Annotated in this window: 20 protein-coding genes and 1 riboswitch; of the genes, 7 read left to right on the top strand and 13 right to left on the bottom strand. The window is 70.2% G+C overall.

Features of this window, described 5'->3' with window-relative positions; genetic code table 11:
- Nucleotides 1-275: 275 nt before the first annotated feature.
- Nucleotides 276-2,546, top strand: coding sequence for a HelD family protein (locus tag AN216_RS08950; protein WP_244502374.1), 2,271 nt, complete (start codon nt 276-278; stop codon nt 2,544-2,546).
- A 240-nt stretch (nt 2,547-2,786) separates the two neighbouring features.
- Here AN216_RS08950 and AN216_RS08945 read toward each other — a convergent pair whose 3' ends face one another.
- Nucleotides 2,787-3,542 carry a LysM peptidoglycan-binding domain-containing protein gene (locus tag AN216_RS08945; protein ID WP_070196053.1) on the bottom strand — a complete coding sequence of 252 codons (756 nt, stop codon included), beginning with the start codon at nt 3,540-3,542 and terminating at the stop codon, nt 2,787-2,789.
- Nucleotides 3,543-3,544: 2 nt separating this feature from the next.
- Nucleotides 3,545-3,722: riboswitch (cyclic di-AMP (ydaO/yuaA leader) on the bottom strand.
- A gap of 933 nt (nt 3,723-4,655) precedes the next feature.
- Here AN216_RS08945 and AN216_RS08940 point away from each other — a divergent pair.
- A complete protein-coding gene (locus AN216_RS08940) occupies nt 4,656-5,075 on the top strand; it encodes a YciI family protein (RefSeq protein ID WP_070196052.1) in 420 nt (139 codons plus the stop codon).
- A 291-nt stretch (nt 5,076-5,366) separates the two neighbouring features.
- The gene (locus tag AN216_RS08935; protein WP_070196136.1) at nt 5,367-6,851 is read left to right on the top strand and encodes an FAD-dependent monooxygenase; all 1,485 of its coding nucleotides are present in this window, start codon (nt 5,367-5,369) and stop codon (nt 6,849-6,851) included.
- Between the two features lie 41 nt (nt 6,852-6,892).
- Here the strand turns inward: AN216_RS08935 and AN216_RS08930 are convergent, their stop codons facing one another.
- Nucleotides 6,893-8,014 carry an endonuclease/exonuclease/phosphatase family protein gene (locus tag AN216_RS08930; protein ID WP_244502373.1) on the bottom strand — a complete coding sequence of 374 codons (1,122 nt, stop codon included), beginning with the start codon at nt 8,012-8,014 and terminating at the stop codon, nt 6,893-6,895.
- A gap of 547 nt (nt 8,015-8,561) precedes the next feature.
- Between AN216_RS08930 and AN216_RS08925 the strand changes: the two genes are divergently transcribed.
- The gene (locus tag AN216_RS08925) at nt 8,562-10,235 is read left to right on the top strand and encodes an AMP-binding protein (RefSeq protein WP_070196051.1); all 1,674 of its coding nucleotides are present in this window, start codon (nt 8,562-8,564) and stop codon (nt 10,233-10,235) included.
- Nucleotides 10,236-10,301: 66 nt separating this feature from the next.
- Here the strand turns inward: AN216_RS08925 and AN216_RS08920 are convergent, their stop codons facing one another.
- From AN216_RS08920 to AN216_RS08900, 5 genes are all read right to left on the bottom strand, one after another.
- Nucleotides 10,302-11,180, bottom strand: coding sequence for a hypothetical protein (locus tag AN216_RS08920; RefSeq protein ID WP_070196050.1), 879 nt, complete (start codon nt 11,178-11,180; stop codon nt 10,302-10,304).
- Nucleotides 11,181-11,407: 227 nt separating this feature from the next.
- The gene (locus tag AN216_RS08915) at nt 11,408-12,880 is read right to left on the bottom strand and encodes a catalase (protein WP_070196049.1); all 1,473 of its coding nucleotides are present in this window, start codon (nt 12,878-12,880) and stop codon (nt 11,408-11,410) included.
- Nucleotides 12,881-13,092: 212 nt separating this feature from the next.
- Entirely contained in the window at nt 13,093-14,871 is a 1,779-nt protein-coding gene (gene gcl, locus AN216_RS08910) for a glyoxylate carboligase (RefSeq protein WP_070196048.1), read from the bottom strand.
- 209 nt (nt 14,872-15,080) lie between these two features.
- A complete protein-coding gene (locus tag AN216_RS08905; protein WP_070196047.1) occupies nt 15,081-15,977 on the bottom strand; it encodes a 2-hydroxy-3-oxopropionate reductase in 897 nt (298 codons plus the stop codon).
- 159 nt (nt 15,978-16,136) lie between these two features.
- A complete protein-coding gene (locus AN216_RS08900; protein WP_420855697.1) occupies nt 16,137-16,985 on the bottom strand; it encodes a TIM barrel protein in 849 nt (282 codons plus the stop codon).
- A 570-nt stretch (nt 16,986-17,555) separates the two neighbouring features.
- Between AN216_RS08900 and AN216_RS08895 the strand changes: the two genes are divergently transcribed.
- Nucleotides 17,556-17,816 (top strand): hypothetical protein, encoded by a 261-nt coding sequence (locus AN216_RS08895; protein ID WP_070196046.1) that lies wholly within the window; start codon nt 17,556-17,558, stop codon nt 17,814-17,816.
- 95 nt (nt 17,817-17,911) lie between these two features.
- Nucleotides 17,912-18,235 (top strand): helix-turn-helix domain-containing protein, encoded by a 324-nt coding sequence (locus AN216_RS08890; protein ID WP_070196133.1) that lies wholly within the window; start codon nt 17,912-17,914, stop codon nt 18,233-18,235.
- Nucleotides 18,236-18,313: 78 nt separating this feature from the next.
- On the opposite strand, the gene AN216_RS08885 is transcribed toward AN216_RS08890, so the two are convergent.
- Genes AN216_RS08885 through thrC form a run of 3 tightly spaced genes read right to left on the bottom strand, consistent with a single transcriptional unit; the run spans nt 18,314 to nt 22,734 of the window.
- Complete coding sequence (locus AN216_RS08885) at nt 18,314-19,843, bottom strand: sodium:solute symporter family protein (RefSeq protein WP_170843063.1); 1,530 nt, start codon at nt 19,841-19,843, stop codon at nt 18,314-18,316.
- 18 nt (nt 19,844-19,861) lie between these two features.
- Nucleotides 19,862-21,493 (bottom strand): N-acyl-D-amino-acid deacylase family protein, encoded by a 1,632-nt coding sequence (locus AN216_RS08880; protein ID WP_070196045.1) that lies wholly within the window; start codon nt 21,491-21,493, stop codon nt 19,862-19,864.
- Entirely contained in the window at nt 21,490-22,734 is a 1,245-nt protein-coding gene (gene thrC, locus AN216_RS08875; RefSeq protein WP_139140878.1) for a threonine synthase, read from the bottom strand. The genes AN216_RS08880 and thrC overlap by 4 nt, the downstream gene beginning before the upstream one ends.
- A 170-nt stretch (nt 22,735-22,904) precedes the next feature.
- Between thrC and AN216_RS08870 the strand changes: the two genes are divergently transcribed.
- Nucleotides 22,905-23,642, top strand: coding sequence for an IclR family transcriptional regulator (locus AN216_RS08870; protein ID WP_070196043.1), 738 nt, complete (start codon nt 22,905-22,907; stop codon nt 23,640-23,642).
- A 549-nt stretch (nt 23,643-24,191) separates the two neighbouring features.
- Here the strand turns inward: AN216_RS08870 and AN216_RS08865 are convergent.
- The 3 genes from AN216_RS08865 to AN216_RS08855 all read right to left on the bottom strand — a co-directional run bounded on the left by AN216_RS08865 (nt 24,192) and on the right by AN216_RS08855 (nt 25,932).
- Entirely contained in the window at nt 24,192-24,464 is a 273-nt protein-coding gene (locus AN216_RS08865; protein WP_070196042.1) for a hypothetical protein, read from the bottom strand.
- A complete protein-coding gene (locus AN216_RS08860) occupies nt 24,461-24,814 on the bottom strand; it encodes a DUF6247 family protein (protein WP_070196041.1) in 354 nt (117 codons plus the stop codon). Before AN216_RS08860 ends, AN216_RS08865 begins: the two co-directional genes overlap by 4 nt.
- Before the next feature lie 356 nt (nt 24,815-25,170).
- Complete coding sequence (locus AN216_RS08855) at nt 25,171-25,932, bottom strand: maleate cis-trans isomerase family protein (protein WP_070196040.1); 762 nt, start codon at nt 25,930-25,932, stop codon at nt 25,171-25,173.
- Between the last annotated feature and the right edge of the window lie 31 nt (nt 25,933-25,963).

Below are 25,963 nucleotides of genomic sequence, written 5' to 3'. Positions count from 1 at the left end.
GGTCATGTCGAGTCGCCGTTCAGGTCAGGACAGGACGCGGCCCTGCCCAAGCGCATCCGCGGTGGGGAGCCGACAGTCCGCTACTGCGGCTATGTGCGGTCGTACTGCGCCTGAGTTTTCCGGTGCGCCCCTTGGGGAGGCGGTGCCGGCCGGTGGAGCGGACCTCGCCGGGAATATGAGAAATCGACAAAGCCCCGGCGGCTTGGCTGCCGGGGCTTTGTCCACGTATATTGAAGGATCGCATGTCAGATTTGGAAGTACGTGATCCTTTCTCTATGAGGAATCATATCCGGGTGGGAGTCGAATTGTCAAACGAGGAACTGCGTAGCGAGCAGGAATTCCTGGACCTGCTCCACGAACGTCTCGCCGAGCTGCGCGGTGGCGCCGAGTCCGCGGTGTCCGAGGCCCTGGCCCGCGAGGGGTCCACGTACCAACAACGCCTGGAGCGGGACGTCCTGGTGGCCGAGCAATCCGGTCTGCTCACGGCCTTCGACGCCGGCGAGCGGGGGCTCTGCTTCGGAAGGTTGGCCTTCCGGGACGGCCGTGATCACCACATCGGGCGGATCGGCCTGCGACGGGATGACGCGGACCGCACGCCACTCGTCGTCGACTGGCGGGCCGAGGTCGCCCGCCCGTTCTACCTCGCCACCGGATACACCCCGATGGGCCTGCGCCGCAGACGTCACCTGACCACTCAGGGAAGTCGGGTCACCGCGCTGCACGACGAGATCCTGGACCTCGCGGACGTCGAGCGCACCGGACACGAGGACACCGACGCGGACGCCGTGCTCTTCGCGGCGCTGGGCGCGGCACGGACCGGTCGGATGCGCGACATCGTGCGGACCATCCAGGCCGAGCAGGACCGGGTCATTCGCAGCCCGCACCGCGGGGTGCTGGTGGTGGAGGGCGGTCCCGGCACCGGGAAGACCGCCGTGGCACTGCACCGGGCGGCGTACCTGCTCTACGCCCATCGGGAACAGCTCACCCGGCGTGCGGTGTTGATCGTCGGACCCAATCCGGGCTTCCTCGGCTACATCGCCGAGGTGTTGCCCGCCCTGGGCGAGACCGGCGTCCTGATGGCCACCCCCGGGGAACTCTTCCCCGGGGTCACCGTGACCGAGGTCGACGGTCCGGAGGCCGCCCGAGTGAAGGGCGACACGGCGATGGCCGAGGCGCTGGCGCGGTTCGTACGGGATCAGCAGACCCTGCCGGATCCCGAGATCGTGATCCAACACGACGACGGTGAGCTGTCATTGGACGTGGAGATCGCCGCCGAGGCCAGGCGGCGGGCCCGGGAGACGGAGGCGCCGCACAACCTGGCCCGGCCGACGTTCGCCTTCCGAGTCATCGACGCGCTGACCGCCCAACTCGCGGACCGACTCGGCGCCGACCCCTACGGCGGCCCGAACTTCCTCGGTCCCGACGACATCGCCCAGCTCGGCAAGGGGATCGCGAGCAGCCCCGAAGTCCACGCGGCGATCGAGGAGTTGTGGCCGCGGCGCACCCCGGAGCAGTTGCTCGCCGACTTCCTCGCCGAGCCCGTCCACCTCCCGGAGGCCCACGCCGAGGCGATCCGTCGTACGGGCGGGGGCTGGACGGCGGCGGACGTGCCGTTGCTCGACGAGACCGCCGAACTGCTCGGCGTGGACGACTCGGCGGCCCGCGCGGCGGCGGAGGCCGAGCGCCAGGAGCGTATCGCCTACGCCCAGGGCGTCCTGGAACTCTCCTACGGCTCCCGCACCCAGGAGTACGAGGACCTCGACGACGAGGAGTCCGAGGTGCTGGCCGCACACGACCTGATCGACGCGGAACGGCTGGCCGACCGCAGCGAGGAGGCCGACCACCGCACGGCCGCCGAGCGTGCCGCGGCCGACCGCACCTGGGCGTTCGGGCACATCATCGTGGACGAGGCACAGGAGCTGTCGGCGATGTGCTGGCGACTCCTGATGCGCCGTTGCCCGACCCGGTCGATGACGCTGGTGGGCGACCCGGCCCAGACCGCGGAACCGGCGGGCTGCGGCAGCTGGGAGACGATCCTCGCGCCGTACGTCGGGGACCGCTGGGAGCACATCGGACTGGACGTCAACTACCGTACGCCGACCGAGGTCATGGACATAGCGGCGCGGGTGCTCCGGTCGGCGGACGGCACCTTCGAGCCGCCGCGTTCCATCCGCTCCACGGGGCACCGCCCCTGGGCGCGACGGACCGACCAGTTGCCCCCGGCCGTAGCGGCCGCGGTGGCGGGGGAGACGCCGGCGGAGGGACGCCTCGCGGTCATCGCGCCCGGCGGCTGCCACGCCGCGCTGTCGGCCGCCCTGCCGGAGGCGGCCACCGGTCCGAACCCGGATCTGACGCGTACGGTGGTGCTCCTCGATCCGCGGCAGGCGAAGGGCTTGGAGTTCGACACGGTGATCGTGGCGGAGCCGGCGCAACTCGCGTCGAGTGACCTGTACGTGGCCCTCACCCGGGCGACGCAGCGACTGGGCGTCGTGCACACGGGTCGGCTGCCCGAGGAGCTGACCGGGCTGGTCGAATCAGTCGGGTAGGGCTGGATCGACCGAGCGGGGTGGGCCGTACGGGCCGGCGGCGCGGAACCGTACGGCGGCACGCGGCCGGTACGGCGCCGGCCCGACGGCTTGGTGTCGCCGTCGAGGCCGGGAGGTACGGCATCGGCCCGCCCCACCCGCGTCTGACGCGGGTGGGGCGGGCCGATGGGAACGGTGGCCGGTGTCCGCCGGCACCGGCCACCGCCGTCATCGGCCGTGGCCTGGCCCGGACTCCGAGGCTCAGTAGGCGCTGTCGACGTTGTCGATCGAGCCGTACCGGTCGGCGGCGTAGTTGCAGGCCGCGACGATGTTGGCCACCGGGTCGTACTGGTCGTTCGGCGTGCCCTCGACGTGGTACGCGTCGAAGGTCGGCTTGATGACCTGGAGCAGCCCGATGGAGGGCGTGCCGTTCTGGGCGTTGATGTCCGTGTTGTTGATGGCGCTGGGGTCGCCGCCGGACTCGCGCATGATGTTGCGCTCGATGCCCTCGTAGCTGCCCGGAATGCCCTCTTCCTCCATGATGGCGAGGGCCTCGTTGATCCAGCCGTCCAGGTTGTCTGCGTACTGCTGGTCGCCGGACTGCTCCTCGCCGGACGCGGACTGCTCGGCGCGCGAGTCGTCCTCCGAGGGCTGGCCGGAGGCGCTGAGCGACAGCTCCTGACCCGGGAGGATCAGGTTCGGGTCGCCGCCGATGACGTCCTTGTTGGCGTCGTAGACCGTGGACCAGCCACCGTCGACACCGTTCTCCTCGGCGATCGTGTGCAGGGTGTCGCCCGCGGCCACGGTGTAGCTCTCCTCCTGCGCGGATTCCGAACCCTCGCTGCTGGCCTGTTGGACCTGCGAGTTGGGGGCCGCGGGGGCGGGTGTCGCGTTCGCCGCGCCCGCGGTGAACAGCGGTGCGGCGATACCCGCGCTACTGGCCATCAGGACCAGCGACATACGGGACGCACGGGAGGTAAGGGACAAGCGGCTGCGGCGATGACGGCCACGAGACATGGGTGTTTCCTCTCCTGCGCCTGCGAGGTGAGCTGTCGGATTCGGACTGGAGCAGCCCGGCCACTCCCGTGGCGCCCGTGGCGCGTGGGCGTGGCTTCACCCCAAGCCGGCCGCGGTTCGCGGCACGGCGCTTACCTGGTTCCCCCGCTCCTGCCGTAGCGGTTGCTGCGATTCCCTTGCCGGGCGGCAGGATTCGGCGTCCCGGCGTTGGGGCCTTCGTCGGGGTGCGAAGGCCCGGTCACAAAAACACAGCGAATTGCCGCAGACAAGTTGCTGGGATTCGAAGACGATTCGTACTGCCCAGGCCGGCGAGATCGTAATCGACGCAGCGCAGTGGATCTCTTTCCGTGCGTAAGAAGCGGCGTACTTCGGAATGGTGCCAAATATCGGTGCGCCGCACGGGAGTTGACGGATTCAGCGGGATGCGATTGTCCGCTCCCCGTGGGGCGGGCGGCGCCATTGCTGTGACTCCCGACACAGCACGTGCACGAAAAGTGCGAATTCGGACTAACGCCCCTAATAGGTAGGTGTCTGCGAAGTGAGGACACCTCTCCTTACTTGCTGCCCGTTTGCGCGGATGCTGTCCCGCGTTGCGGCCGGTTGTCCCGGATGTGCCGGAACGGGCCTTCCCGTGCGGATCGGCGCGGCGGGCGAGTGCGGACATGGGCGGGATGCCAGGCGGGCGTCCAGTGGGAAGCGGTGGCAAATAGCGGCATATTGTGCCCTTTGCCCGATTCTTCGCAGGCTCACCACTCCCTTCCGGGAGGACGTAGCCACGCGCTGACCGGTTCCGTCCGCGAGGCTCTTCGGCGCGCGTGTTTCGCACGCTTGTCCCGAGTCCACGGGTGCTCACGGGAGGTCGATCTGGGGGCATGGGCCATTTCGTTCAGCGATCCGCGGTGTGTGGACGAGGCCCCGTACCCGCACGATTTTCCTCGCGGTCAAGGGAGTTGGCCGGGCGACGGGTTCTCGCGCGATCGCCGTCCGGAATCCCTCGGCGGATATTCAGAATTCTTCCCCCCGGCGGTGGAGAATCGCCCGGACGCTGCCGATGTCTCTGGTGAACGGCGCCCACTCCGGGTGCCTCGCACAAGGAGCACAGGGAGCACACGGATGAAGTACCTGCTGATGATCCAGTCCAGACAGTCCGACTATGAGGCGATGGGCGGTGGGGAGCCGGTGAGCGGCGCTCGCTGGACCAAGGACGACATCAGGGCCATGGTCGAGCACATGAGTTCGCTCAACACCGAACTGGCGGAGACGGGCGAGCTGATCGACGCGCACGGCCTGGCCGAGCCCGCGCAGACCCGCCAGGTCGTCGGAAGCCGCGACGGGCGGCCCGTACTCTCCGACACTCCCTACGGCACGTCCCACGAGGTGCTGGCCGGCTACTGGCTGCTGGAGTGCGTGGACATCGAACGGGCGACGCGGATCGCCGCCCGGGTCAAGGAGTGTCCCCAGCCGGCCGGCGCGCCGGACTACCCGGTGCTCGTGCGGCCCGTCCCGGACACGCCGCCGAGCCCGGACGAGTGACGGGTTGACGGACTGACCGGCGCGCCCACTGGGGAGCGCCCCCGCGCCTCGCTTCGGGCGGAGCCCTCCGCCCGAAGCGGGCAACGCACGGCAATGGCAAGGAGCTTGCCGCTCCTTGCCATGCTCAACGTATAGCGCACCGGGGGCCTTGCGGCAAGACCCCCGTGCTGCCGCACACTCTCCGTCCGAGCGCCACAACCAGCCGGAATCCGGGATTTCCCTGACATGTTCGGCTTGATCAAGCCGTGATGGCGGCCGTGGCACACCAGCCGTGGGATGGGGAGAGTGATGTTGACGGACGTCATCGTGGTCGGTGCCGGACCGACCGGCCTGATGCTGGCCGCGGAGTTGCGGCTGCACGGCCTGCGCGTGGTCGTGCTGGAGAGGCTGACCGTGCCGACCGGGGAGTCCCGCGGACAGGGCCTGCACGTGCGGAGCGTCGAGCTGATGGACCAGCGCGGTCTGTTGGAGCGGTTCCTCGCCGTCAGTGAGCGGTTCCAGATCGGCGGCCACTTCGGTGGCGTCCACAAGCCGTGGCCGGTGGGCATGGACACGGCTCACCCGTACGGCCTCGCCACTCCGCAGCCGGCCACCGAGCGGCTGCTGGGCGAGCGCGCTCTGGAGCTCGGTGTGGAGTTCCGGCGCGGCTGCGAAGTGCTCGGGCTGAGCCAGGACGAGGCCGGGGTGAGTGTCGAGGTGGCGGGCGTGGGCAGCTCCGCCGAACAGGGCACGGCTGGTGGCGGAGGCCCCCGGCTGCGTGCCAGCTACCTGGTCGGATGCGACGGCGGGCGTAGTACGGTGCGCGGGCTGCTCGGTGTCGGCTTCCCCGGCGAACCCGCCACGGTCGAGACGCTGCTGGGAGAACTGGCGGCGACCGAGGACCCGGCGACCATCGCCGCCGTTGTCGCCGAGGTCCGCGAGACCCAACCGGTGTTCGGCGCGATGCCCCTGGGGGAGGGTCGGTACCGCTGGATCGTGCCGGCCGAGGGGGTGGCCGAGGACCGTACCGTCGCACCGACGCTCGAGGAGTTCGCTGAGCGGCTGCGGGCCTTCGCCGGCACCGACTTCGGCGTGCACGCGCCGTGCGGACTCGCTCGGTTCGGCGACGCCACGCGGCTCGCCGAGCGGTACCGGATCGGTCGGGTGCTGCTGGCCGGCGACGCGGCGCACGTCCACCCGCCGACCGGCGGGCAGGGGATGAACCTCGGGGTGCAGGACGCGTTCAACCTCGGCTGGAAGCTGGCCGCCGCCGTGCACGGCTGGGCCCCGGAGGGCCTGCTGGACAGCTACCAGGTCGAGCGGCGTCCGGTGGCCGCGGAGGTGCTGGACAACACCCGCGCGCAGATGACCCTGTTGGGCTCCGACCCGGGCGCGACCGCGCTGCGCGGGCTGCTCTCGAGGCTGCTGGACTTCGAGGAGGTCAACCGGTACGTCACCGGGATGATCACCGGGGTCGAGGTCCGCTACGACTTCGGCGCTGGCCACGCCCTGCTCGGTCGGCGGCTGCGGGACGTCCGGTTGAAACGAGGCCGCCTCTACGAGCTGCTGCACGACGGCCGGGGGCTGCTGCTCGACCAGACCGGACGGCTCTCGGTGACCGGCTGGACGGACCGGATCGACCATGTCGTCGATGTGGTCGAGGACGGCGACGTCGGCGAGGAACTGGACGTGCCCGCGGTGCTGCTGCGGCCGGACGGCCATGTGGTGTGGGCCGGCGACGACCAGCGGGAGCTGCTCGAGCAGGTGCCCAGGTGGTTCGGTGCCGCCGCCGGCTGACCCTCCGGCCCGGGCTGACCGTCCGCTCGGCACGATGCCCGTCAGTACAGCTTCAGGTCCGTCAGCAGCGCCCGGTGGTCGGTGTCCGCCAGGTCGACGAAGGTCGCGTCGACCGCCTCGAAGCGCTCGCTCAGCAGCACGTGGTCCAACTGGGCGCCCAGTGGCGGGGCCGTGGCGGTCGGCCAGGTCGGCGTGCGGGACTGCCCCTGCAGCCGCGCGGCGTCCCGCAGCCCGGTGTCCAGCAGGGCGCGGAACGCCGCGTGGTCCTGGGTGGCGTTGAAGTCACCGGCGATCAGGGTGGGTTGGCCGGCACGGTCGGCCGCGTACGTCCGCAGGTTCGCCAGCTCCGCACGCCAGGTCGGCAGGTCACCGGGCGTCGGCGGCATCGGGTGGGCGACCTGTACGTGCACCCGGGTGCCGGCGATGTCGGCGTACGCGCCGGGCATGGAGAGCAGCCCCTCGACCGGCGGGGTGCTCCGCAGCCGATAGGTGCTCAGCAGGGCGGAGCCCTCCGCCGCGCTGCCCGCCACGATCACCCGGTGTGGATACGCCTCCCGCATCTCGGGGGACCGCAGTTCGTCCGCGCACCGCTGGTCGCACTCCTGTACGGAGACCAGCTGGGGTCGCTCCCGGCGCAGCACCTCGAGCAGCGGGTCGACGGCCTGGCCGTACTGCAGGTTCGCGGTCAGCACCCGGAACCGGGCGGTGGCCGGCTCGTCGCTGGGTGGTGGCGCGTCGGCGCCGTACGGCTGGATGAACCAGGCGGTCAGGGCCAGCACCACCACCGCCCACAGCGCCGCGAGCCAGCGTCGGCCCAACACCGTCAGGGCGAGCGCCAACCAGCCGGGCGCCAGGAACCAGGGCAGGAAGGCCAGCAACTGCGGCACCGGAGTCGGCCCGTCCGCGTCCGCGAGGCGGAACCCCAGCGGCACGCTCACCGGCAGCAGAAGCAGTACCACCAGGGCCAGCAGCAGTCGGCTGCGACGCCTGCGCGGCGGATACCCGGCGTCCGGACCCCAGCCACCGGGTACCTCGGCGTGCGCTACGGCGTCCCCGCCCCCGGGCATGTCGTCCCGGCGCGTCGAGGGCCCGCTGTCGGTCTCGGCACGCAACTCGGGGGGAACCTCGCCCCGATACTCGTTCTCCTCTGCCCCCGCCCGCACGCCATAGATGGTGCCTCATCCGGCGTCGTACCCGGCCAACGGGGGCGCGCTCGCGCATGTCGGACCGGTGGGGCGGGTGACTCCGGTCCGCGCCGAGGTACGGACCTCCGAACAGCCGGCCCGGGGTCAGGATGGGGTGTGCCGGACGCTGACGGATGGTATCCGTCCGGGGGTCGGAGGGTGACCGTGTTCTCGTCGGCGCGGAGATTCGCGAGCCGCAGCGTGAGTCGGCCCTCTTCCGCGGAGGACAGACCAGAAATTGTTCATGACGTAGGCGTACGGATGCCCGTTGGTTTCGGTGAACCGCGAGGGCCAGGTGCCGCGGACCAGGTCGGAGGCGGAGAACAGCGGGCTGTCGGGGGCTGACCAACCGCGACGCCATGCCATGCCGGGCCGGGCCGTCGCGGAGTCGGGCGGGTCGCAAGAGACGCAGCCTCGACACGGGCGCCGGGGAAGTCGGGGCCGGTGACGCCTGGCGTCCGTCCGGTCGGGTGACCATGATGAAGGTCAGCAGCACGTCCGCACCTTCACCGGCATGGGAGTACGAATGCCACAGCTCAGCCCGTACGAGGAGTTCCGCGCCGCCAGGGACACGCTGCTGGAACACCGGGAGGACTACGACACCGCCCGCGCCGCCTTCACCTGGCCGCGACCGGAGTACTTCAACTGGGCGCTGGACTGGTTCGACCAGATCGCCGAGGGCAACGAGCGAACGGCCCTGCACATCGTGGAGGAGGACGGCGCCGAGACCCGGATCTCCTTCGCGCGGATGCGGGAGCGTTCGGACCGGGTCGCGGGCTGGTTGCGGCAGACGGCCGGGGTGCGGGCGGGCGACCGTATCGTGGTGATGCTCGGCAACCAGGCCGAGCTGTGGGAGACGCTGCTGGCCGCGATGAAGCTGCGGGCCGTCGTCATCCCCGCCACGCCGCTGCTGGGCTCCGCCGACCTGGCCGACCGGATCGCACGCGGCGGGGCCCGGCACGTGCTGGTACGGGACGCGGACGCCGGCAAGTTCGACGAGGTGCCCGGGGACTACACCCGGATCGCCGTGGGCTCTGCGCCCGCCGGCTGGCTGTCCTACGCCGAGGCGTACGACTCGGACGCGGCGTTCACCCCCGACGGGCCGACCCGCGGCGAGGACACGCTGCTGCTCTACTTCACCTCGGGCACCACCGCGCAGCCCAAGCTGGTGGAGCACACCCATCTCTCGTACCCGGCCGGACATCTGGCCACCATGTACTGGATCGGCCTGCGCCCCGGCGACGTCCACCTGAACATCTCCTCGCCGGGCTGGGCCAAGCACGCCTGGTCCAGCTTCTTCGCCCCGTGGAACGCCGAGGCGACGATCTTCGTGCACAACTACGGCCGGTTCGACGCCGATCGACTGCTGGCCGAGATGGACCGGGTCGGGGTGACCAGCTTCTGCGCCCCGCCCACCGTGTGGCGGATGCTGATCCAGGCGGACCTGAGCCGGCTCGTACGCGCGCCGCGCGAGGTCGTCGCTGCCGGGGAACCGCTGAACCCGGAGGTCATCGAGCATGTGCGGCGCGCCTGGGACGTGACCATCCGGGACGGTTTCGGCCAGACCGAGACCGCCGTGCAGGTCGCCAACCCGCCCGGTCAGCCGCTCAAGCCCGGCTCCATGGGCCGCCCCACCCCCGGATACTCGGTCGTGCTGCTCGACCCGATCAGCGGGGAGCCGGCCGAGGAGGGCGAGATCTGCCTGGACCTCACCGGCCCGGACGGCCGCCCGATCGGCCTGCTACGGGGCTACGAGGGTGACCCGGGGCGTACGGCCGAGGCGATGGCCGGCGGCTACTACCGCACGGGGGACATCGGCGCGCGGGACGCGGACGGCTATCTCACCTACGTCGGCCGCTCGGACGACGTCTTCAAGGCGTCCGACTACAAGATCTCCCCGTTCGAGCTGGAGAGCGTCCTCCTGGAGCACGAGGCCGTCGCGGAGGCCGCGGTGGTGCCATCCCCTGACCCCGTACGGCTGGCGGTGCCCAAGGCGTACGTGGTGCTGGCCGAGAGCTGGCAGCCGGGAGAGGACACCGCACGGGCGATCCTGGAGTACGCGCGGTCGCGGTTGGCGCCGTACAAGCGGGTGCGGGTGCTGGAGTTCGCCGAGCTGCCGAAGACGATCTCCGGCAAGATCCGCCGGGTGGAGCTGCGCGCGCACGCGGCGGGCACGGGGCTGAGCGAATACCGGGAGTGAGCCGCGCCGCCGGCCTGCTCGTACGGGTTCGGTTCGTACGGACGGGCCGTCGGGCCGGCGGCTCGCTCAGGCGGTGGCGCGGATAAGCTCCTCGGCCGGATCGTTGACCGGCTGCGGAGTGCCGGTGAGGTCCAGAACGAATAGCGCGAGGGCGAGTTCGTCGGCCCGCTGCCGCGCGTCCCGCGAATAGCCCGCGAGCGAGAAGCACACGGCGGTGGCCGACTCGTTGAGCCCGTTGAGCCACAGGGTCTCGATGTCCCGCAGCGTGGTGGGGCTGGTCGTCGGGTCGACGTGCGCCACCACCTCGGGGCTGCGCAGATCGACCCCGGACGCGGGGCGGTTGCCGGCGATCCGTACCTCGGCGAAGCCCAACCAGCGCAGATACTGCGCGGCGGCCGTCTTGGCGTCCTGCGCGGTGCGGATGGTGACCGGATCGAAGGCCGGGCGGCGGGTGGGAGCGCGGGAGGGCCGCCGCTCGGCGGCGGGCCGGGCCGCTGGCTGCTCACCGGTGGTCGCACGACCGCTGCCGGGCTGCTCCCCGGCCGAGCCCGTGGGACGTACCGTCCGCTCCGGGCCGGACTCGCCGGGAGTCCCGGGGGGTTCGCTCGCGGTATCGGACGGCCGGGGCGCCGACCGGCCGGTGCTCCGGCCGCCCGACACCGCACCGACCCCGCCGTCGGAGGGCTGCGAGGCCACCGGCACCCGCACCATCGTGCCGCAGACACAGCCGAACTCCGGCTGGGGCCACTCGTCCAGGGTCCCGCAGCTCGTACAGCGCACGGACACCCAGGACCCCGCCCAGGTGCGTCGCTCGATCCGGGTGGGGACGCCGCCGCGCAGCAGCGGCAACCGCACGGCCACGCCACAGGCGCACGGATAGCTCGGGGGCGCGTACGTGTGCTCACGGCGGCAGGTGGGACAGCGCACGGACACGCTCTCGGCCATCTCGGGGACTCCAACGGGAAGGCGGGTGACAGGGATTCGAGTCATATCGTCCCCTATGAGACCGGCATTCCGAAGAGTGCCGAGGTGCAAACCTCCCTCGCGCGCGGACGCTTGAGAGCGCCCCGCGGCGCCGACGTTCCGGAGCGGCGAGGAGGCCGCTGGCCCGTACCGTACGGCGGGGCCACGGCCGGCCCGCCCGCCCTCGCCCGCCGTACGGGGACACCCGCTCAGTCCTCGCGCAGCTGGTGTACGGCCTCGGTCACCAGCTTGCCGTACTCCGGGTCGGCGGCGTGGAAGTGCGTGAGGTTGGCCTCGACCACGTCCTCCCGGCTCACCTGGGAGAGGCCGCCCGCGATGTTCGCGACCAGTCGGCCGCGCTCCTCGTCGGACATCAGCCGGTACAGCTCGCCCGCCTGGAAGAAGTGGTCGTCCTGGGCGTGTTGGGGCGCCTCGTGGGTGCCGGTCCGGCCGGTCAGCGGGCGCGGCGCGGACAGCGGAGCGCCCGTCTCGACCGGACCGGCGTACGAGTTGGGCTCGTAGTTCTTCGCGTGCCGGTCCTGCGCGTTCGCGGCCATGAGGCCGTCCCGGCCGTAGTTGCGCGCCGTCGTCGCCTTGGGGGCGTTCACCGGCAGCTGCGTGTGGTTGACCCCGAGACGGTAGCGGTGCGCGTCCGCGTACGCGAACAGCCGACCCTGGAGCATACGGTCCGGGGAGGGGCCGATGCCCGGCACGAAGTTGTTCGGGGAGAAGGCGGACTGCTCGACCTCGGCGAAGACGTTGTCCGGGTTCCGGTCGAGGACGAGCCGGCCGACCCGGTGCAGCGGGTAGTCGGCGTGCGGCCAGACCTTGGTGACGTCGAAGGGGTTGAAGCGGTAGTTCGCGGCGTCCTGGGCCGGCATCACCTGCACGTGCAGCGTCCAGGACGGGCACACGCCACGCTCGATGGCCTGCAGCAGGTCGGTCTGGTGGCTGTTCGGGTCGCTGCCGGACAGTTCGGCGGCCTGTTCGCTGCTCAGACAGCGGATGCCCTGGTTCGTCCGGAAGTGGTACTTGACGTAGAAGACGGCGCCCTCGGCGTTCGTCCACTGATAGGTGTGCGAGCCGTAGCCGTTCATGTGGCGGTAGGACGCGGGGACGCCGCGGTCGCCCATCAGCCAGGTGACCTGGTGGGTGGCCTCGGGGGAGTGCGCCCAGAAGTCCCATACGTTGTCCGGCTCCTGCTTGCCGGTGAACGGGTCACGCTTCTGGGAGTGGATGAAGTCCGGGAACTTCAACGGGTCCTGGATGAAGAAGACCGGCGTGTTGTTGCCGACCAGGTCGTAGTTGCCCTCCTCGGTGTAGAACTTGAGCGCGAAGCCGCGGGGGTCGCGTGCCGCGTCCGGGCCGCCGAGGTTGTCCGCGACGGTGGAGAACCGGGCGAATACCTGCGTACGGCGTCCGACCGCGCCGAGGAAGTGCGCGCCGGTGTAGGCGCTGATGTCGTCGGTCACCTCGAAGTGACCGTACGCTCCGGAGCCGCGCGCGTGCACGACGCGCTCCGGTATCCGCTCGCGGTTGAACCGGGCGAGCTTCTCCAGCAGGTGCTGGTCCTGTAGGAGCACCGGACCGCCGGCACCGGCGGTGGCGGAGTTCTGGTTGTCCGCGACGGGGGCGCCGGACTCCGTCGTCAGAGTGCGCGGTGCCGAGGTGGGTTGGGGCATGGGGGACCTTCCTCGTTGGGTGCTCGGCCCGCCTCCGAGCGCTCGAACCGTTCGACACACCGGACCGCCCCCGCCGTTGGCGGGTGGCCGCGGGCGTACTCGCTGATCTGCGGGATCAGCACGGACATGGGATTCCGTGTGCTGGAGCGTAGGGAGCGCCCCGCGGTGGCGTCAACAGTTTGTTGAATGTTTGGGTGTGTCCGCCTGTCGGATCAGCTCAGCGGCAGCACGGCGGTGGGCGCGTGACCGGGCTCCGTGGCCAGCTCCTCGAACTCGTTGACGCTGCCGAGGTCGCTGCCGCTCATCGAGATGTTGGTGACCCGTTCCAGGATCGCCTCCACGATCACCGGCACCCGGTGCTCCGCCGCCAGCTTCCGGGCCTCCTCGAAGGCCGGCAGCAACTCGTCCGGCTCGCTGACCCGGAGCGCCTTGCAGCCCAGGCCCTCGGCGACCCGGACGTGGTCCACGCCGTACCCGCCCAGCTCGGGGGCGTTGATGTTCTCGAAGGACAGCGAGACCTGGTAGTCCATGTCGAAGGTGCGCTGCGCCTGGCGGATCAGGCCCAGATAGGAGTTGTTCACCAGCACGTGCACGTACGGGATGTGGAACTGCGCGCCGACCGCCAACTCCTCCAGCATGAACTGGAAGTCGTAATCCCCGGACAGCGCCACCACCTGCGCCGTCGGGTCCGCGGTGGCGACGCCGAGCGCAGCCGGCACGGTCCAGCCGAGCGGCCCGGCCTGTCCACAGTTGATCCAGTGCCGGGGCTTGTAGACGTGCAGGAACTGCGCGCCGGCGATCTGTGAGAGGCCGATCGTTGAGACGTAGCGGGTCTCGGGACCGAACGCGCGGTTCATCTCCTCGTACACTCGCTGCGGCTTCATCGGCACCTCGTCGAAGTGCGTGCGCCGCTGCATGCTCGCCTTGCGTCGCCGCGCCGTGGCCGCCCAGCCGGAGCGGTCCGGGAGGGCGCCGGCCTCCCCGCGTTCCCGGGCCAGCTCCACGAACAGCTCGAGTGCCGCCCGGGCGTCCGAGACGATCGAGTAGTCCGGGGGGAAGATCTTGCCGATCTGTGTGGGCTCGATGTCGACGTGCACGAACGTACGATCCGCCCGGTACGCCTCCAGGGCGCCGGTGTGCCGGTTCGCCCAGCGGTTGCCGATTCCGAGGACGAAGTCCGACTCCAGGAAGGTGGCGTTGCCGTATCGGTGCGCCGTCTGTAGGCCGACCATGCCGGCGTTCAGCTCGTGGTCGTCGGGGATGGTGCCCCAGCCCATCAGCGTGGGGATCACCGGCACTCCGGTCACCTCGGCGAACTCGGTGAGCAGCGCGGAGGCGTCCGCGGTGATCACCCCGCCGCCCGCGACGATCAGCGGACGCTCGGCCTCGGCCAGCAGATCCAGTGCCTTCGCCACCTGCCCGCGGGTGGCGGCGGGGCGGTGCACGGGCAGCGGCTCGTAGGTCTCCGGATCGAAGTCGATCTCGGTCAGCTGCACGTCCAACGGCAGGTCCACCAGCACCGGGCCGGGCCGGCCGGAGCGCATCAGGTGGAACGCCTCCTGGAAGACCCCCGGCACCTGTGCCGCCTCCAGCACGGTCGTCGCCTTCTTGGTGACCGGTGACGCGATGGCCTGGATGTCGACGGCCTGGAAGTCCTCCTTGTGGATCACGGGCGTCGGCGCCTGGCCGGTGACGCACAGGATCGGCACGGAGTCGCCGATCGCCGAGTACAGACCGGTGATCATGTCGGTGCCGGCGGGGCCCGAAGTCCCGACGCACACCCCGATGTTGCCCGGGGCCGCACGCGTGTAGCCCTCCGCCATGTGCGAGGCGCCCTCGACATGCCGGGCCAGGGTGTGGCGGATGCCGCCTCCGGCGCGCAGCGCCGCGTAGAACGGGTTGATCGCGGCACCGGGCACGCCGAACGCCCTGTCCACACCTTCCCGTTGGAGGATCTCGACTGCCGCGCGGGCAGCGGTCATTCGGGGCATGAGTATCTCCTGTTCCGGGCCCTGGCCGTGCGGTGATCGGGCCGTACGGATATGGGTCGTGGGTCGGGGCGCGATGGTTCGGGGCGCTGTCCCCGTCGGGGGGGTCCGGACGGCGGCGCCTGGGCGCGACAGGACAGGTGTCAGCGCCGCCGCCCGGAGAACGGGCCGGCCCGACGGGCCGGGTGGTGCCCAGGGTCAGCCGTCAGCGGTCAGCCGTCGACTGGCTGGCCGGACAACCGCTCGACGCCGCGCAGCAGCGCGGAGTGGTCCAGTCCGCCGTCGCCCTGGGCACGCAGCGAGCCGACCAGGTTGGCGACGACCGCGCCGACGGGCAGCGCGGCGCCGACGTTGCGGGCGGCGTCGCTGACGATGCCCATGTCCTTGTGGTGCAGGTCGATCCGGAAGCCGGGTGTGAAGTCGCGGTGGGCGAAGTTGTCCTTCTTGCGCGCCAGCACGGTGGAGCCGGCGAGTCCGCCGCCCAGCACGTCCAGCGCCGCGGGGAGGTCCACGCCGGACTTCTCCAGGAACACGACGGCCTCGGCGCAGGCTTCGATGTTGACCGCGACGATCAGCTGGTTGGCGGCCTTCACCGTCTGCCCGCTGCCGTGCGGGCCGCACAGCACGACGGTCTTGCCGAGGGTGTCCAGGACGGGCCGGGCACGCTCGAAGTCGGCCTCTTCGCCGCCGACCATGATGGAGAGTACGGCCTCCACCGCGCCGGCCTCGCCACCGGACACCGGAGCGTCCAGCACCGCGACGCCCTTGTCCGCGGCGGCCTTGGCCAGGTCGACGGAGGTCTGTGGCGTGATCGAGGACATGTCGATCAACAGCGCGCCGGAGCGAGCGTTCTCCAGGATGCCGTCCGGCCCGTACGCCACGGCCTCCACCTGCGGGGACGCCGGCACCATGGTGATGATGACGTCGGCCTCCCGGACGGCGTCGGCTATGGAGGAGGCGGCCGTGCCGCCGTTCCGGCCGAGGCGGTCCAGCTTGTCCTTCTCCAGGGTGAAGCCGGTGACCTGGTAGCCGGCCTTGAGCAGGTTCTCGGCCATGGGGGAGCCCATGATGCCGAGGCCGATCCAGGCGATCTTGGGGAGCTTGCTCATCGGGTTCGCCTTTCGCGAGAGGGTGCGGGGAGGGGCGTACGCGCGTCCAGCCGTCGTGGCGAGCGTCCGCGGTTGGTGGCGTCACCAGGGCCATGGGTCAGCGCTACGGACTTGCTGGGTCAGCACCGCGGACCGGCGCAGCCGGAGCATCGCCACGGGTCAGCGCAACGGCCTGGGCAGCCACTCGAAGGCGCTGGCACTCGGCCGGTCGCCGGGCTTGTACTCGAGGCCGACCCAGCCGTCGTAGCCCGCCTTCGACAGCCGCCCGAACAGGTCGGTGAAGTCCAACTCGCCGGTGCCGGGGGCGCCTCGGCCAGGGCAGTCGGCGATCTGTACGTGCCCGGTGGCCGCGGCGTGGCTGGCGATGACTCCGGGCAGGTCCTCCCCGTTCATGGCCAGGTGGTAGAGGTCCATCAGGAACCGTGCGTTTCCCAGGCCGGTGGCGGCGTTCACCGCGTCCACCACCTCGAGCGCCTTCGGCGCGCTGACGAGGGGATAGTCCGGTGACTCGGGTGCGTTGAGCGCTTCGACGAGCAGCACCGCGTCCGCCCGGTCGGCGGCGCGGGCTGCCAACGCGAGGTTTTCCAGAGCGAGTTCGTCCTGCTGGGCCTCGGGGACTCCCGGCACCCGGTTGCCGTACAGGGCGTTGAGCGCCGTACATCCCACGGAGCGGGCGAAGTCGGCTGCGACGTCCACGTTCGCCCGGAACCTCTCGGACTCCTCACCGGGGAGGGACAGGGCGCCGCGGTCCGGGCCGGGCAGCTGTCCGGCGTAGAAGTTCAGGCCGGTCAGCTGGGTGCCAGCGGCGCGCAGGGCGGCGCGCAGGGCGTCGAGTTCGTCCTGCGGCGGGACGGGCGCGTCGACCCAGGGCCACCACAGTTCGACGGCGCCGAATCCGGCTGCCGCGGCTGCCGCGGGGCGCTCCAGCAGGGGCAGTTCGGTGAAGAGGATCGACAGGTTGACGGAGAAGCGGTGTTCCGTACCGCCGATCTCGGCGAGGGGGGCCACAAGCGCTCCCTTCCGTATTGCGGAAGTAAGTTTCTATACAACGGAAGAGTGGCGAACGCGGTGCCGGGCTGTCAAGAGGTGCCGCAGCGGTACGTGAGCCGCGGGGCGACTGATGGCCTGTGGACACACGCCTGGCGGGACCCTCGGGCACACGGTGAGAGGGCGGCTTCGGCCGCGACCGCACGCCAGGGGCGGGAAACGACGCCGGCTGACGGGACGTTGGCGGGCGCGGACCCGTACGTCACGCCGGGCCGGGACTGAACAGCCGGGGCCACGCGCGCGGGGACGGGCGGGTGCTGCCCGGTGAGCCGTCCGACCGGTAGCCGGGCATGAGCAGCGGTAGCCGCTCGTGGCGGGCCGGCCCTCCGTTGCCATCGGGTCGGCCGGCGGACGTAGGGTCAGTCGCGGAGGGCGGTCGCGCACGTCGTCACGACGCGGCACGTCCGTGACCTCAGCCCCGAGGGGATGCCGCGCTCAGCCAGGGCAGACCTTGGCGCGAGTGCCCGCGAGGTGCCCCACGCCCACGGTGGACAGGGAAGACGTAGGTCAACGGGATAGGGAGGGTCCAGGGTGCGATTGAAGGTGGAGTTCACGACGGAACCGTTCGACCTCGACGAGGCGCCACGGCACGCGGTCGTGGCGCGGGAGACCGTGCAGTCCGCGGGGCTGGACGCGGTCGATGTCGGGCCGTTCGGCAACACGGCGGAGGGCGCGGCACCGGCGGTGCTGGAGGCCGTGCAGGCCATGTTGGGTGGTGCGCTGGAGGCCGGCGCCACCCGGATATCGGTGCAGTTGAACGTCGTGCCCGACGAGGGCGAGGGGGAGCGGTGAGCGAGGCCGGGGAACGGCGAGGGGAAGCGGCGAGTGAGGCCGGGGGAGACCCCGACCATCCGTTCGCCGCGGCGGTGAAGCCGCTGGTCGACGCGATGGGCGGGGAGATGATCCGGCCCGGCGACGCGGAGGGCGACGATGTCGTGCTGGCCTGGGAGGGCGCGGACGTGGTGGCCGTACGGTTGCCGCACCTGTCCGACTCGCTCGACCACATTTTGGCCGAACTGGAGCGCCGGCACGGGATGCCGCTGGCGCGGTTGGACCGTAAGACCAAACAGTCCGTGGTACGCATCCTGGAGGTGCGGGGGGCGTTCACCGTACGGCACGGGGTGGAGACGGTGGCGGGCGCGCTGGGCGTCTCCCGGTTCACCGTCTACAACTACCTGAACCGGGAGAACGCGAAGGAGTCAGGGACGTAGCGGCAGCGCGGAATTCCGTAGCCGCGGCACGTGGGACCCCGCCGGCTTCGGTACGCCGGCGGGGGTCCTCGCGAACGGTCAGGACGGGTCGCGTTCGGGGGCGGCGTCGGCGGACGGAGTGTCGTCGCCGGCGCGCAGTTGCGTGCCCACATCGATCTCCGCCCGCTCCGCCGCGAGCAGCCGCAGCGCTTCCGCGTCGCTGATCGTCTGGCGCGGAGTCACCAGGCTGACCAGCACACCGCAGATCAGTGCCGCGACCAGTGACGGGATCACCGGGTTGCCCCAGTACTCGGTGAGGGAGTCGCTCACGTTGACGGTGGTCGCCGCGGCCGCGCCGCCGATGATCGCACCGATGCCACCCTGCCAGGTGGAGCGACTCCAGAACTTGCCGAGCAGTGTGGCGATCAGCAGCCCGCTGAGCACCGTGGCGATCATCGTCGTGATGTAGTCGATGATCGTTTCCGCCATCAGGGCGCCGGCCAACGCGAACAGCAGCACCGCCACCAGGGCTATTCGCGAGTAGACCACCATGTTCTCGGCGCGCGGCATCTTCCCGGTGACCAGTTTGACGACATCCCGCAGGAAGATCGTCACGCCGGTGAGTGCTTCGGAGTCGCCCGAGGACATGGTCGCCGAGAGCCCGGCGATCAGCAGCAGCGCGCCGACCCACAGCGGGAAGACCTCGGTGGCGAGGACGGGGAAGGCCATGTCGGGGTTCTCGATCTCGGGGCTCAGGGTTCTTGTGGAGAGCCCGACGATCGGCGGAGTGATCGCGAACGCCGCGAAGAGCACGCCCACCAGCGCGAAGCTGCGCCGTGCCGTGCGCACGCTGTCCGCCGAGTAGATGCGTTGGCGGTGTGAGGGAGTGGCGAGCACACCGACAGCGATCACCACGGCCATCGAGATCGCCGGTATCGTGCCGAGCGTTTCGACACCGAGGAAGGACGTCACCTCGGAAGGCGCCTTCTCGTTGATGGGTCCGAAGCCGCCCACCTTGACCAGCGCCAGGACGGCGAGCAGGGAGAACCCGAGGAAGAGGATGGTGCCCTGGACCATGTCGGTGACCACGACCGCCCAGTAGCCGCCGATCACGGTGTACAGGCCGAAACCGACCGCGACCACGACCTTGGCGAGTGCCATGTCCATACCGGTGAGGAAGGAGAGGTACAGCGCCCCGCCGAGAATGTGCGCCCCGAGCCAACCGACCGTGGCGAGGAACAGGACTATCGCGACCGCGCCCTTGATGACCCGGTTCGCACCGAAGTAATAGCTGATCTCCTCCGGGAGCGTCATGAAGCCGTGCTTGCGCACGTCGGCGAACAGCCAGAGCAGCAGGAAGATCCCGGCCGCGCCGCCCAGCCCGTACAGCGCGCCCGCCCAGCCGTTGGTGTACGACAGGCTGACCGCGCCGAGGCTCGATCCGGTGCCGACCAGCGTGGCCAGCGCGCTTCCGGTGACGAACGGTACGGACAGCCGCCGTCCGGCGAGGAGGAAGTCCTCCCCGGTGCGGTTGCGGCGGGCGACCCAGATGCCCAGAGCGAGCATGAGCACGAGCGAGCCGATGAAGGTGAGCAGGTACACAGAGCTGGATTCGGGAATCTCGTTCATGAGCGAACTTTCCGTTCGTCAGATGGTACTTCTCTCGATCGGCAGCAGGGCGCCCGCCGTGTTTTCCGTGGCGATTCCGTCCAGTGTCGCGAACTCGCCGTTGACCAGTACGGCGCGGACGTGTTTCGGGAAGTGGCGCGGAGCTGCGAATGTCGCGTGATCCTCGATCCGTTCGGGACTGGCGACGACCAGGTCGGCGGCGGCGCCCGCGCGAATGACACCTCTCCCGGGAATCCGGAAGCGTTCGGCGGGCAGCGCGGTCATGCGTCGGGTCGCTTCCTCGAGGGTGAGCAACCCGCGCTTGCGGACGTATTCGGAAAGCACCCGGGCAAAGGTGCCGTACATGCGTGGGTGGGTGTACGGCGACTGAACGGGCAGGCCGTCTGATCCGATCAGGGACCACGGCCAGGAGAGAGCGGTGGCGACGTCGTCCTCGTGCATCTGGAACATGACGACGGTGAGTTCTCCGCGCTCCTCGGTCATGAGTTGGCAGAGGCATTCCGCGGCGTCGATGCCGCGCTTCTCCGCCACTTCGGAGAGTCGGGCACCCTCGTAGGACGCGTTGTCGGGCTGCTGGAATCCCGCCAGCAGAATGCCGTGTGCGCCCAGTGCCTGGAAGTTGTTCTCCTTCTGCTGCCACGGCTGGTACATGCTCGTGATGATCCTGGCCCGTTCCGCTGGGGTTTCCAGCGAGGCGAGCAGGCCCGGCACACCGTCCGACAGCGTCCAACCGGGAAACAGCGCCGCGGCGGTCGTACTACCCGCGGGATACGGATAGACGTCGGCGGTGATGTCGATTCCCTCGGACCGCGCGGCGTCGAGCAGCGCCAGGATTTCCGGCATACGCCCCCTGTTCCGCGGCGACACCACTTTGAGGTGACTCAGCTGCACCCGGACTTCGCTGCGTCGCGCGATGTCGAGCAGTTCCCGCAGGGAGCCGATGATGTCGTCACCCTCGCTGCGGATGTGCGCCGCCAGAATCCCGTCGTGAGCGGCGACGACGCGTGCCAGCGCGACCAGTTCGGCCTGATCGGCCACGTCGCCCGGGGCGTACATCAGGCCCAGCGAGAGGCCGGCCGCACCCCGTGCCAGGGCCTCGTCCAGATCACGCGTGGCGCGGGCGAGTTCGCGGGTGTCCAGCGGCCTGCGGGCGTAGCCGGTGATCGACGCGCGCAGTGCTCCATGCGGTACCAGCGCCACGGCGTTCGTACGCAGCCCGGTGGTGCTCAGCTGGTCCAGGTACTCCGGGAAGCTCTGCCAGGGGAGAGTCTCCGGAAAGCGGCCGAGAACCGGCCCGGAGTAGGACGCCTGCATCCGCGGATCGGTGGCGACCGGCGCGCAACCGTGTCCGCAGTTCCCGACCACGTCCACGGTCACGCCCTGCATGACCTTCGGCTCGACGCCCCCAGGCCGTAGCAGCGCCAGGTCGTCGTGCGCGTGCACGTCGATGAAACCCGGGAAGACGACTGACTCCGAGACGTCCAGGCGGTGCGCGTCCGTACCGGACGCGGTATCGGACGCGATGTCGGGCCTGACCTCGGTGACGGCGCTGATCCGGCCGTCCTCGACCCACACGTCGGCCCTGCGGCGTTCGGCACCCGTTCCGTCGACGAGGTCGCCGCCGTGCAGCAGAATCCGCCCCGGGCTCACGCCGTTATCCCTTCCGCCAGTGCGGCGTGCGACCGGAGTCGGCTCACCGCCTCGTCGGTGTCGGTGATCACCGGGCCCGGGTCGACCTCGGTGGACAACGTCTTGACGCCGTTGCCGGTGAGCATGCACACGACTGTCTGGTCGGCGCGGATCGTGCCCTGACCGCACAGGGTGCGTACGGCTACCAGGCTGGCGGCGGCGCCTGACTCGATGAGCAGCCCTTCCCGGTACGCGAGCTGGTTCACGGCCTCACCTGCCTCGACGTCATCCACCGCCGCCATGGCTCCGCCCGTGTCGCGTACGAGCCGCAGGGTGTACGTGCCGTCGGCCGGGTAGCCGCGCAACGGATCGGATATCGCCGAGATCCGGGTCCGCACGTGCTGCCACGGGGCGACCTCGGTCGCACCGCTGTCGAAGGCTTCCGTGATCGGCGCGCAGCCCTCGGCCTGGACTCCGAGGATCCGCGGCACCGCCCTGACCGCGCCCGCGTCGCGTAGCTCTCGGTAGGCCGTCACGATGCCGTGTACGAGCGGGCCGGAGCCGACCGGTACGACGATCCAGTCCGGCGGGTCGGTCAGCTGACTGGCCAGCTCGTATCCAGCGCTCTTCAGGCCGGCGACGGCGACCGGATTGACGAAGGTCGTGGTGAGGTTGATCCACCCGAAGCGGCTGGCCAGTTCCCGTGCCGTGCGGAAGGCGTTGCTGTAGTCCCCGCGTACCCGCAGCACCGCCGCGCCGTGCGCGCGGGCGACGGCGGCTTTGCCCGGCGGAACCGCCTCGGGCATCAGCACCACCGCCGGCAGGCCCGCTCGCGCCGCGTACGCGGCCGTCGAACCGGCCGCGTTGCCACTCGAGGCGCACACGACGGCGCTCGCTCGCTGTTCCACGGCCTGCGACATCCCCACCGCGGTCGCCCGGTCCTTGAAGGACCCCGAAGGGTTGAGGTGGTCGAGCTTGAATAGCAGGTTCTCGACGCCGCACCAGTCGGCCGAGCCCGCCGCGGAAACGATGCGGCTGTTGCCTTCCCCCATGCTCAGCCAGGCGGTGTCCGGTGTGATCGGCAGCCGGCCCGCGTAGCGCCACACGCCCGGTAGGTTCGTGGTGTCCGGCAGGGGGTGCGAGGTGGGAGGGAGAACGACTGACCCGCCGCAGCGGGCGCAGTAGTCCGGGAACGCCATGTCCTGCTTGCAGCCGCACATGGTGCACTCACCAGTCACTGCGGACGATTCGGTCTGTGCCAAGTCATTCCTCCAGGCCGATTCACGAACACGCTGAGGGTGGCAGTACGGAACCAGCCTTCACTTGCATATATCGCAAGTGCCTTGCGTATAATGACGCGAAGCTAATCCAGTTGTCTCTGTGCCGTCAAGGGTCGGCACGTGCCGACCAGCGGAACGAGGAGTTCGGTTACATGAGTGAGAGCCTTCGGCGCGGGCTGAGAGTCCTCGCCGCGTTGTCAGACGAACCAGCCACGGCGAGCCGGATCGCGGAGTCCCACGGCGTCAGCCTCTCCACGGCCGTGCGCCTGCTCCAGCTGCTGACCGAGGAGGGTTTCGCCAGACGTGACGAGACGGGCAAATACCACGTCGGAAGCCAGTTGTTGCAGGTCGCCTACCACGTGGTGGCGTCGATGGACGTCCGCGAGATGGCGGCCCCGATTCTGCGCGAGCTCAACACACAGACCGGTCAGACGGTGCACCTCGGCTATTTCGAGAACCCCACGGTGCTGTACGTGGACAAGTACGCCGGACGTTCGGCGGTCCAGATGTACTCGCAGATCGGCATGCCCGCACCGCTGCACTGCACGGCCATGGGCAAGGCGGTCGCCGCGTTCCTGCCGGAGGCGGAACGGATCGCGCTCGCCGGGAGTCTCGACTACCGGATGAGCACCGACCGTACGATCACCAACGCCGAGGACTACCTGCGCGAGTTGGACACCGTCCGGCAGCAGGGCTACGCGCTCAACCTGGGCGAGCACGAAGCCGTCGTCTCCGCCATCGCCGCGCCGGTCAAGCAGCCGGACGGGCGCGTGCAGTACGCCATCGACCTGGCCGCGCCGAACGTGGTCGTTGGCGAGGACGAACTGCGCGCCTTCGTCCCGCGGGTGCTCGCGGCCGCAGCGGACATCGAGCGGGTTCTGGGGTACTGAGTCGGTCGGTCACGACGTACGTACGGCCTGTGGGCCCGGTGTCGCCGTGAGGGTGGAGGGCGTTCGTTCGTGGCTGTTCAAGAGGGGTTCTGCCGTGAAATGCGAGCAGAGCCCTCGCTCTTGCGAGTCAAGCCCAGCCCGTCGAGGGATACCTGGGCTCCGCCGCTGAGGTAGCGGTGCAGGGCGCTGGCGCCATGGTGTTTCCTTCGTTCGCCGGGGTGTGGGGGATGTTAGAGGAATGATTCGCGGACGCGGTGGTGGAGTTGAGCGGATCCGGGGACTTTGCGTGGGTGGCGAGGGCGGGGCGGATGGAGTCGACGGCTTTGCGAGTGCCGTCGAAGGCCATGCCGTCCATGAGGTCGAGGCCGTGGTCCGGGCGGTGATGGTTTCGTCAACAGGGGCCTGGGCGGTGTGGCTGGCGACGGTTCCGGCCGTGGGGCCGGAGACGAGAGAGTCTCTGGGTTGGGGCCCCTACGGCGGACAGCAGGGTGCGGGCGGCGGGTTTCTCTCCGACGCAGGCGTCGTGCCCGGCGCACACGAGGGTGATAGTCACAGGTGATCGAAAGGAGGAATGACGCGTACAACGACGATCAGACGGTCTCTTGGAATGGCGAGGAAATAGAACCATCCCCCTGCGGCATCCATCCGACGCAGCCCACCGGGTCGTGAACCATCGCCGATCTCCGCGATGTCGACGCCGACATCAGCCAGCTCGGCGAGTTGGGACGCGAGATATTCGACTTCGGTGACCAATCCGTCGGGTAGACCGTTCGTCACATGCTCCTGGCTGGGGTCGTACTCCCAGCGCCAGGCGTCGCTCAAGACTGGTTCCCGGCGACGGAGGCACGGGCGTCGTCCAGCATTCTGCCGAGTTCCGCAGCAGCGTGGCGGGCCTGCGTGGCGTCGCCGCTCTCGGCCAGATCCTCGAGTTCGCGGAAGCGACGCGCTGTCCCAGGGTCACGGTTGATCTGGACGAAGATGGCCCACTGGGCCGTGAACCGGCGTAGTGGGGACAGGTCGGACCCGTGCCTGGCCAGGTCTGCTGCCTTGTCCAACTCGCGCGTGAAGGCGGGCAATGAGGCGGGCGCGACCTGTGCGACGGCCTGACGCAGGGCCGAGACAGTCTCTGGGGGCTGTGGGATGCGTGGTCTTCCCGATCCGCTGGCGATCATGGTTTCTCCCATGCCTCGATTCTGGGCCGCTCGACAAGACTACTTACCGAAACGTCGAGTCTTTCCTTCGTCCGTGTGCTGTGAGTCGTGTGATTGACGGACTTCGCGAGCGTTGATCGAGTATGGGCTGTGACACTGCGGTGCGAGTGGATCGCCCGCATTACGAGCGCTGTATCCGGGCGAGGTACGAGTGCTAGGGCGCGTACTCCGGTGACAGCGGTGCTCGAGGTGCCCGTCCCGTCCGTACCCCATGTGGGCCGAGATCGCTGACGCTCCCGGCGAACGCCGGCGGAGATCTCACGCCGCCGCACCGGCGTGAGTCTCCGGGTCCGTTCGTCCGTACGTCCGCGGGCGGGTCAGGCCGCGGCGGGGTTCCCGCTGAGCAGCCGGCCGGCGTTCGGCACCACCGGGGGCAGCGACAGCTCCTGGAGGATGCGGTACGTCGTCGCGGTCGCCGCGGACAGCACGGGCAGCCCGGACGCGTCCTCGACGTGCTGGATGGCGGACAGCGAGGGCATCTGCACGCAGGCCGACAGCACGATGGCCTCCGCCCCCTCCAGATCCAGCCGCTTCCAGTGATCCCGCAGGTCGTCCGGGTTCAGCCGGGCCACCTCGAGGTTGTCCGGCACCTCCAGGCTCAGTGAGTCCACGACCTCGATCTCGGCGTCCTGGATGTAGTCGACGACCAGCGCGGTGAGTTCCTTCATGTACGGGGTGAGTACGGCGACGCGTCGTACGCCCAGCGCCTCGATTCCGCTGAGCAGCGCGCCGGCACTGCTCACCGCCGGGGCCTGGGAGCCGGCGCCGCGCAGGGCCGTGGTGATCTCGTCCTCGGCGGTGCAGTGATAGCCGGGCCCCTGGGCCATGATCGCCACCAGGCAGGCGGAGGCGACGACGTCCGGCCGGGCGTCGGCGAGTTCCTCGGAGGCGCGCTGGGTCTGGGCGTTCATGCCGCGCAGCTGCTCCGGGTTCACCTTGGTCATCCGCATGCGGCTGCTGTGGAAGAGGAATCGGTCCTCGGGGTGCGCTTCCTCCCGTGCCCGGAGCATCCGGGGCAGCTCGGTCTCCATGGTGAGGTTGGAGCTGGGGACGATGAGTCCGATGTGGTGGTCAGTCATGGTTTCTCTCCGTGGAGTTCCGATCCCGATG

It is taken from the genome of Streptomyces oceani (assembly GCF_001751245.1).
Lineage (GTDB): Bacteria > Actinomycetota > Actinomycetes > Streptomycetales > Streptomycetaceae > Streptomyces > Streptomyces oceani.
Note: the sequence above shows the minus strand (reverse complement) of the source record. Positions and strands in the feature narration are given on the sequence as shown.

Excerpts from the sequence above, each read along its gene's own strand:
- AN216_RS08950 (WP_244502374.1), top strand. The coding sequence starts at position 276 with ATGAGGAATCATATCCGGGTGGGAGTCGAATTGTCAAACGAGGAACTG.
- AN216_RS08945 (WP_070196053.1), bottom strand. The coding sequence starts at position 3,542 with ATGTCTCGTGGCCGTCATCGCCGCAGCCGCTTGTCCCTTACCTCCCGT.
- AN216_RS08940 (WP_070196052.1), top strand. The coding sequence starts at position 4,656 with ATGAAGTACCTGCTGATGATCCAGTCCAGACAGTCCGACTATGAGGCG.
- AN216_RS08925 (WP_070196051.1), top strand. The coding sequence starts at position 8,562 with ATGCCACAGCTCAGCCCGTACGAGGAGTTCCGCGCCGCCAGGGACACG.
- AN216_RS08920 (WP_070196050.1), bottom strand. The coding sequence starts at position 11,180 with ATGGCCGAGAGCGTGTCCGTGCGCTGTCCCACCTGCCGCCGTGAGCAC.
- AN216_RS08915 (WP_070196049.1), bottom strand. The coding sequence starts at position 12,880 with ATGCCCCAACCCACCTCGGCACCGCGCACTCTGACGACGGAGTCCGGC.
- gcl (WP_070196048.1), bottom strand. The coding sequence starts at position 14,871 with ATGCCCCGAATGACCGCTGCCCGCGCGGCAGTCGAGATCCTCCAACGG.
- AN216_RS08905 (WP_070196047.1), bottom strand. The coding sequence starts at position 15,977 with ATGAGCAAGCTCCCCAAGATCGCCTGGATCGGCCTCGGCATCATGGGC.
- AN216_RS08890 (WP_070196133.1), top strand. The coding sequence starts at position 17,912 with ATGGGCGGGGAGATGATCCGGCCCGGCGACGCGGAGGGCGACGATGTC.
- AN216_RS08885 (WP_170843063.1), bottom strand. The coding sequence starts at position 19,843 with ATGAACGAGATTCCCGAATCCAGCTCTGTGTACCTGCTCACCTTCATC.
- AN216_RS08870 (WP_070196043.1), top strand. The coding sequence starts at position 22,905 with ATGAGTGAGAGCCTTCGGCGCGGGCTGAGAGTCCTCGCCGCGTTGTCA.
- AN216_RS08860 (WP_070196041.1), bottom strand. The coding sequence starts at position 24,814 with ATGATCGCCAGCGGATCGGGAAGACCACGCATCCCACAGCCCCCAGAG.
- AN216_RS08855 (WP_070196040.1), bottom strand. The coding sequence starts at position 25,932 with ATGACTGACCACCACATCGGACTCATCGTCCCCAGCTCCAACCTCACC.